At 41.3% G+C, this 8,180-nt stretch carries 6 protein-coding genes and 1 pseudogene; 3 read left to right on the top strand and 4 right to left on the bottom strand.

Annotated elements, in window-relative coordinates; translation table 11 throughout:
* Nucleotides 1–296 precede the first annotated feature (296 nt).
* Nucleotides 297–650, top strand: coding sequence for an STAS domain-containing protein (locus tag GNE10_RS28570; protein WP_180267360.1), 354 nt, complete (start codon nt 297–299; stop codon nt 648–650).
* A gap of 437 nt (nt 651–1,087) precedes the next feature.
* Here GNE10_RS28570 and GNE10_RS28575 read toward each other — a convergent pair whose 3' ends face one another.
* Both GNE10_RS28575 and rpsF read right to left on the bottom strand, forming a co-directional pair.
* Nucleotides 1,088–1,648, bottom strand: a complete 561-nt coding sequence (locus tag GNE10_RS28575) for an Npun_F5560 family protein (RefSeq protein WP_099066078.1) — start codon at nt 1,646–1,648, stop codon at nt 1,088–1,090.
* A 279-nt stretch (nt 1,649–1,927) separates the two neighbouring features.
* Nucleotides 1,928–2,260: a 30S ribosomal protein S6 gene (rpsF, locus tag GNE10_RS28580; RefSeq protein WP_099066077.1), complete on the bottom strand. Its 333-nt coding sequence runs from the start codon at nt 2,258–2,260 to the stop codon at nt 1,928–1,930.
* A gap of 386 nt (nt 2,261–2,646) precedes the next feature.
* Here rpsF and GNE10_RS28585 point away from each other — a divergent pair, with 386 nt between their 5' ends.
* A complete protein-coding gene (locus GNE10_RS28585; protein WP_185569033.1) occupies nt 2,647–3,420 on the top strand; it encodes a fumarylacetoacetate hydrolase family protein in 774 nt (257 codons plus the stop codon).
* Between the two features lie 3 nt (nt 3,421–3,423).
* Here the strand turns inward: GNE10_RS28585 and GNE10_RS28590 are convergent, their stop codons facing one another.
* Both GNE10_RS28590 and GNE10_RS28595 read right to left on the bottom strand, forming a co-directional pair.
* Entirely contained in the window at nt 3,424–3,903 is a 480-nt protein-coding gene (locus GNE10_RS28590) for a Tic20 family protein (RefSeq protein WP_099066074.1), read from the bottom strand.
* Between the two features lie 81 nt (nt 3,904–3,984).
* Nucleotides 3,985–4,182, bottom strand: a complete 198-nt coding sequence (locus GNE10_RS28595) for a hypothetical protein (RefSeq protein WP_099066073.1) — start codon at nt 4,180–4,182, stop codon at nt 3,985–3,987.
* A 383-nt stretch (nt 4,183–4,565) separates the two neighbouring features.
* Between GNE10_RS28595 and GNE10_RS28600 the strand changes: the two are divergent.
* A pseudogene (locus GNE10_RS28600) lies at nt 4,566–4,922 on the top strand (hypothetical protein); the annotation flags it as partial.
* Nucleotides 4,923–8,180: the final 3,258 nt, after the last annotated feature.

Here is an 8,180-nt window from a genome sequence, read left to right on the forward strand (position 1 = left end):
CCCATAATTTCGTAACAACAGCGAAAATAATTTATAAAAAATTTATAAATCTCTGGTGAAATTATGAAAATTTCGTAAAAGATACGGTTGATACCGAATTTGTTAGGCGCTTATGCCTATATTGGGAAAAGTTATTACAAATTATACGACATGAATACTGAAAAAAACTCTGTCAACTTCACAGCTGGAATTACCTGGGTATCTGGGTAAAACAGTAATTTTGCTGTTGAAAGAGGAAATGTATTTATGTCTTTTTTCGTTTTTTTTTCAAGTGTTCCAACTACCCTGTTAAATTCATGACTCTCACGAAAGAACTTCAAGTTATTTTATTCAAACCCCAAGCAAGTATTGATTTGCAAGGTGGCATGGCTTTGAGCGAACAAATGGCTGGGATTGTGCCCCAACCTAATCAACTCTGGGTTATCGATCTGGCAGAAGTTAACTTTATGGATAGTTCTGGTTTAGTTCCTCTAGTCAAAGGGTTAAAAGCCGCACGTCAAAGAGGCTGCCGTTTAGTTCTATGCAACGTACAAACCCCTGTGAGACTAATTTTGGAACTTACACAGTTAGACACAGTGTTTGAGATATTTGACACCTATGAAGATATCTTTAGTACCACAAAGAATGACAGTCTGGTGCTAGCAGGCTGATATATAAATCTAACTGAAGAAGGATGGCGGAGTCAAGCAATTTTGCATTTATTTAAACTTTTTGTGCATCCTCACATCGTCAAAGAAAAAAGTCTGGTGCTAGCAGGCTAATGTTCTATCTTTTCTAGAAAACAATGTTGAGGAAAACTCATAGTTTCCTGGCTGTTGATGTAGTACCGAAAATCAGCAAAATCGGTCACAACAGATGCAATTGTTTCCTGGACTCCCCAGTTTCTTGCAACCAAAGTTTTTAGACTACTCTCAGATGATGTTTGAAAACTGGTATACCTTCTGCGAACATTCGCCCAAACTAGCTTATAAAAGGGCAGTAGGCGAATCTAAAATCCTGCTTTTCCTCCTTCAAAAGGAGGAAAGTAGGATGAATTTTAAAGAAAAGTTTTTGACACATTCAGCTACTAGTTTTCAAAAATCCTCTTTTAGGCATTCTGGGGAGTTGAAATTTGATTTTGTTCGCCTGCGGGACGAGGAAAGTTTGGCAAATCAATACCGCTGTGACTAGCATTACGGGTTTTGATTGCTAAACGATAACTTACACTTTGCAGTTCCGCCTGGAGTTGGCGGTTTTCTCGTTGTAGCATTGCCACTTTTTCTCTAACTGGTGTCATGCGCTCCTCAAATTTCCGGCGGTAAATTTGAGGGAGTTCTTGTACAACTTGCTCCAACATCCGAGTGCGATCTGTTAGTTCTTGGACTGACTGTCGCAATTGATAAATTTCGGAGTCACGAGCCGTAATTTGATCTTGGTAAAATGCCACTTGCTGTTCCACAGCTTGGAGTTGTTCTTGCAAAGCTTGTAACTGCGTGTTGTCACGCTCAACCTCCGGCTGCTGGGGCATAAAATTAGTATTACCCTTTACCAGCCGGAAGAGTTCTTGAGATAGCTGTTGCACTAATTGGTCGCGGAGTTGCAACTCTTGGCGTAGTTGCGATACTTCCGTAGAGAGAACTTGAATGTTTGACGTATTAGATTGACTCACAGTAGCTTACCGCTCCCATTCAGAATCTTGTCCAGTCTTAGGTATAACTGCGGGAGTACTACCTTTGGCAAGTATTTGTTAATTTAGCATTACCAACCAAGTTACTGGTAAATAAAAAAACAAAATTTTATTCAAGAGGATTGGTGGTTGGGCATTGGGCATGGGGCAGGGGAAAAGGTTAAAGGGGAAAGGGAAAAGGAATAAATTTAGTCTTTCCCTTTTTCCCTTTACCCCTTTCCCTTTCCCCTTGTCTTCTTAGTATGCCCCGTGCCCTATTTTCTATGCAGTTGCATTTGCAGCCACTTTGGCAGTTTTCGCTTCTTCGAGTTCCTGTTTAATGGTCAGATAGCGAATCACGTCTTCACTCAAACGCATGGCGCGTTCAAAGGGGGCGATCGCTGTTGCAGGTGCAGTGTAATTTAATTGGATGTAGATCCCATCGCGGTGTCTTTTGATTTCATAAGCCAGACGACGCTTACCACGATTTTGAATTTGGATATCCTCAGCGCCTTGTTCGCGCAGCAAATTCTGATATTTGCCAATTGCTTGCTCTACCTGTTCGTCTCCCAAGTCAGGACGCAGGATGTACATTGTTTCGTAACTTGTGGTCATATTTTTTAGTCTCCTTATGGGCAAAAAATGGCTGCTAGTGTCAATTAATACTTTACTTTTATTCAAAATACCAGTATTCATCAACATCTGAAGCAACAAGGAACTATAATCTTACCAGTTTTCAATTTTGTTTCATTAGCCAATCCGCCGAACTTTGGATTTCATTTCTTGGATGTCCCTATTGAAATATTAGGTCGGGAGCCGACCCCAGATTTCTTTGGTTCGCCAGCAAATTGATTCAGCTATCAGCTTAGCCTTTTTCAAAGGGGATTTGTAGCGATCGCTTTTTTGCTTAAGGCTTTATCGCTTCTCCAAAAAGCTAACTGAGGATTGCTACTACCCGCTTACAGATTTTAATCAAAGACAAAAGGATGTCGATCGAGGTTATGGCGCAGCGCTATGTAAGAATTCAAAATCAAGAAGGACAAATTTACTATGGGTTACTACAACCATCCTTCAACGTCCAGGTGTTAGATGCTCCCCCTTGGTTAGAAGGACAACCCACTGATTTGATTTTAACGCCAGAGAATTATCACATTTTGGCTCCCTGCGCTCCGTCAAAAATTGTGGCGGTGGGGAAGAATTACGCCGATCATGCTGCGGAAATGGGAACTCCAGTGCCTTCTGAACCACTAATTTTTTTGAAGCCACCCACGACAATTATTCCATCTGAGTCGGAAATCAAATATCCTCCCCAATCGCAACGAGTGGATTACGAAGGAGAGCTAGCATTAATAATTGGCGATCGCGTTTTTGACTGTACGCCAGAAATAGCCCAAACTAAAATCTGGGGCTATACCATCGCTAATGATGTTACAGCACGGGATTTACAAAAAAAAGATGGTCAATGGACGCGAGGCAAAGGTTTTGATACTTTTTGTCCTTTGGGGCCTTGGATTGTGCGGGAATTAAATCCAGGTGCGAGATTGCAGACTTTCCTGAATGACGACGCCAACCCAGTCCAATCTGCCTGTATCGATGAGATGGTATTTTCACCGGATGTTTTAGTGTCTTATATCAGTCAAGTGATGACGCTATTACCGGGGGATGTGGTGCTTACAGGAACGCCAGAGGGTGTCAGTCCAATGCAAGTAGGCGATCGCGTCCGTGTAGAAATTGAAGGTATTGGTCGCCTGGAAAACACCGTAGCGACCCGTTAACCACTAGCGCACTTGCATGTACACTGCGTCAGAAATCGCTGGAATTTCTGCATAACGACCAATCAAAGACTGGATAACTGAATATCCAACTGCTACCACTACACCCAAAAAAATCGTGTTAGCCACTGTTTCAATTGCAAAGGCAGTACCAGGAACCTGTCCTAAAATTCGCACCAATATGGAACACAAAAATATAACTATGTCCAAAAGAATTGCCTGCATTGTGTTGAAACGAATGAAGTGACTAATTTTTTCGTTTCTTACCACCAGTAGGAACAAGGCAAAAAATACGATTAGTTGCCCCAATTGTCCCAAACTACCGTAAATTATTAGCACTGGTTGGAGCGGTAAAAGTAGGACTTGTAGTACTGGAAACTGAGTAAACAAATAGCGACCAAAGATTAAACCATCAATTAAGGGCAGCAAATAAGGCAAGCAAGCAAAAATCCGATCTGGAACAGTTGTAGACCCGCGCCAAGTCATTGTGCATTCTCCTATGGTTATATTTCAACACTTACTTGACCTTAGGATAACGCAGTTGCTTGGTCTTGCTGGTAAATTCAGTTATTCTATATGGGCGATGCGAAAGCCCATTACACATTCATATTGGTCTGGCTGCTGTTGAGTAAGTTTGCGAATAGCTTGACCACAGCGCAATTGACCACCACGCCAACGGGGTTGGCCGCTCCCATCAGCGAGTAAACAAGACGGGCAAACTTGCTCAGGGGCAAGGATTTGCTCGTCCATTAAAATGACTAGCATGTAATCCCTCCTGTAAATTTTCATTGTCACCTAAATTTCGCTGCGAGACGACGCTGCTTGTAGCTATCAAAAAAGACAGCACATACCATCTAGAATACTTAGAAACTACATCCTACGTGTTTGTAGCAAAAGGTCGGTGTCACAATTTAATCAAAGTTATCAAGTGAATCTTAATTTATTGTATGTTCTGTTCCGTGGAGATTGGGTTGTCGATTCAAAAAAGGCTGATTTTAAGGTATTGACTTTGCGAAAATTTAAGTATATGAAACTAAGTTAACTTCATAGGCTTTTTAGGGATGCAATTAGGAATTACTGAGGTAAACTTGCAAGCAAGCGAACACAAAATATTACTGGGCGGCTTGTAGGTCTGGGCATCATTTACAATGGAACACTGGCAATTTCTGATACAGAGGCAAGGCGATCGCTCGTGGCACATCCTGGAATCGCCAAATTTACAAATTTTGGCAGGGCATTATAGAGTTCTGGCTCGTTCTAGCCTGCTAAATACAGATGTGGAAGTGCGCGTCACTCACTTTTCAACACACGAAGCTACACCAAAACGCCGAATTTTCAAGCGATCGCGTCGCACTAACTCAGAAGGCTTAATGGCGGTAATTCCTTTTACTGACTTTGAGCCCGGAGGTTGGCAACTGCGGTGTTCCGGCGATTTGATGTCAGATATGCTCGGTAAATCTTGGCAATACAGTATCGAAGTGCAAGTGGTGTGCCAGGAAGCAGATAACCAGGGGAGTAGGGAAGCAGAGGAGCAAGAACCAATAGGAGAAGTGACACCAAGTCTTTTTCCCATACCTGTTACCAATGTCCCACAAGCATTACAAACTCCAGATCTGGCCATCGCTACCTCCGCAGAACTGCCAATTCCTACAGATAACAGCCCTGACATAGATGTTGTGCCAAATGTAACTCAAGAAACATTTGTGCCAAATTTAACCGGGTTTGAAGATACATCTGTTGCCCTAGATGTAACTCAAGCAGAAGATACTGCTAGCAACACTGGCACAGCATTTGTGCCAGATTTAACTGGGTTTGAAGATACTGCTATTGCCCTAGATGTAACTCAAACAGAAAATACTGCTAGCAATGCTGTCACTGAATTTGTGCCAGATTTAACTGGGTTTGAAGATACAGCTGTTGCCCTGGATGTAACTCAAACAGAAAATACTGCTAGCAATGCTGACACAGAATTTCTACTAGATTTCACCCAACCAGAATATACAGTTAATAATACTGATATAGAAATCGTCCTAGATGTAACTCAAGAAGAATATACAACTAGTACTACTGACACAATTACTGCCCAAGACATAACTCAAGCAGAACATATAAGTAGTAACACTGATATCAGTATTTTATCAGATGTAACTCTAGAAGAATATACAACTAGTAACACTGGCATGGTTTTTGTGCTGGAAGATATAACTACGGAAGAAGATATATATAGCATTACTAATACGACTATTGTTCCAGATACAACTAAAGAACATATACTTAACAGTACTGAAACAGATATTGTCACAGATGTAACTAATGAAGAAAATATAGGGAGCGATCGACCAGTCAGTCCTGTATGGTTCAAAGGTGAGACGGTAGAACAAATTTTACAAAATTTAATAGAATTAGCTTTACCTGCTCCTGAACCGCTAACTGAAGAAGAAAATGTTACAGATTATTCAGAAACACAACAGCTACCGCCATTATTGCTGACTTTAGATCGGGATACTTATATTGCTCGTTGGGGACAAGCTCTCACAATTAATGGATACGTAGAACTTGAGGAAAAGACGAATTCAGAGCTTGCTGAAACATTATCACCAAAAATTGTCCGTGGACTAGAACTAAAAATTGAACTGCGATCGCCTTTAGAATCGCAAATCTTAACCCAGGTAGTGCAACCATTACCAGACCAAGAACTACCTTTCAATATCAATACCTACATTGATATTCCTGCTGAATGTGAATCAAAGTTAATTTTGGCGGATATCATTTTGTATGGTAAATTCACTGACACCAGTGAAGTCACAAATTTAGCCAACCAATCCTTCACAATTACAGCAGATGTAACAGAATTACTCACAATCACAGCCGCAGCAAAATCTAGTACATCGTCCAATAAGGTGATAGCACCATCGGTATCCTCTAGCGATTCCACAGAACCAGAGCCAACTTTTAAGCTGGATTTAAAACTATTGAACCTGGTTAAAGTTAGAAAAACAGACCAGCCTCTGGTAGGTAACCCATCTCCAAACACACCCCTACCGGCGCAAATAAACCTCCAACTTCTGCGAGAAGCCACTCGCCGCACATCTGAGCAGAAAATTTCAGCTACTTCGCCTCAATTACCAAAATTGCCCCCCATTCAAATTGATGTCAATACCCCCACAGATGTTGTTGCAGAATCTCCTTTACAAAACGAGCTTTTGGAAAAGGATGCTACCATAGCTGCCATCAACTTAGAGCAATTAGTCATCAGGCAACGTCGGATACCAATAATCGACACGACTTTTCCATACTTGAAACGCTTACCAACTGTCTCAACTGCTACAGAAGAAGTAAAAGATAATACTCCAGATAAATTGGGAATTGTAGCGACTGATGACACATCGCAATTGGACGCAATTATCGATGAAGATAAAAATACAGCCCAAACATCAGTTGACACAAATTTAGAAGTCCAAGAAGAATCTGTCGCTCAAATACCAGTTGACACAAATTTAGAAGTCCAAGAAGAATTTGTCCCTCAAATACCAGTTCAACAAAATTCACAACTCCAAGAAGAATTTGTCCCTCCAACACCACCTCAAGCCAATTCACAACTCCAAGAACAATCTCTCCCTCAAATAACAATTCAGACAAATTCAGAATTCATTAAAACAAAACTTTACTCATCTCCCTTGCTCAGGAAGTGGATGCACAGCCAAGGATATTCTTTCCCTGAACCCATAAATGAGCTACCACCCCAAGACCACGATAACTATGTTCCAGATGAACAGGCGTCACTTCCTGTGAGTGCAGAAATTTCCAATAGTGATGTTGATGCTGTTGATGTCAACTTGCTGTCAAGTGTAGATGCCAACACAGAAATACTGGAAGATACAAATACAGTAGAAAAAGTAGACCTGGTTATAGAGGAAAATACGGAAGTAGAAACAGTATTAGAAGAACCGACATTTTCACCACCTTTGTTATCACAAATACCGCCTCCTCCGCCGATTAACGGAAATACAGCATCAGTTTGGTTGTCAGAGGAAATTGTTGTAGATGATACATATAGTGATTTAGAAACTGATACAACGAAGAGTTATGCTTTGGAAGAAGAGGAGCAAGCATCACCAGATTTATCTAGTCTTCTAGCTATAAATATCGAAGCGCTTGAGCCTTTACCAATTCCACAACTATATGTGCCAGAAGGTGAACTAATAGCTGGAAAATCAGTAATAATACGGGCAGTAATGCCTGAAGTATCTCGACCAGTCGCTATCAAGTTATGGCTTGAAGATTGTCAAACTCGTTGGTTATTAGATGGGCCTCATTTACTGACAAATTTACTACCCAACACCTTGGGAGGGTTGGAAGTAATGACGCAACTGAACATTCCCTTTGGTTGTTTGGAAATTCGCTTAGAAGCGATCGCTCTCGATCCAGCAACCCAACAAGAGAGCCACAAAGTTACAATAGTGCGAACTGTGATTCCTCCAGACTTGCCCAACTTAGAACTAGATGAACTATTAGGTATTTAGGTCAGATGAGGGCATTGGGCATTGGGTAGGGGAAAAGGTTAAAGGGGAAAGGGAAAAGCAATAAATTTAATCTTTCCCCTTTTCCCCGGTTGGTGAGCTTGTCGAACCATACCCCTTTCCCTTTCCCCTTGTCTTCTGAGTAGGGGATTGGTGGTTGGGCATTGGGCATTGGGCATTGGGTAGGGGAAAAGGTTAAAGGGGAAAGGGAAAAGCAATAAATTTAATCTTTCCCCTTTTCCC

It is taken from the genome of Nostoc sp. 2RC (genome assembly GCF_014222165.1).
In the GTDB taxonomy this organism is placed as follows: domain Bacteria; phylum Cyanobacteriota; class Cyanobacteriia; order Cyanobacteriales; family Nostocaceae; genus Nostoc; species Nostoc linckia.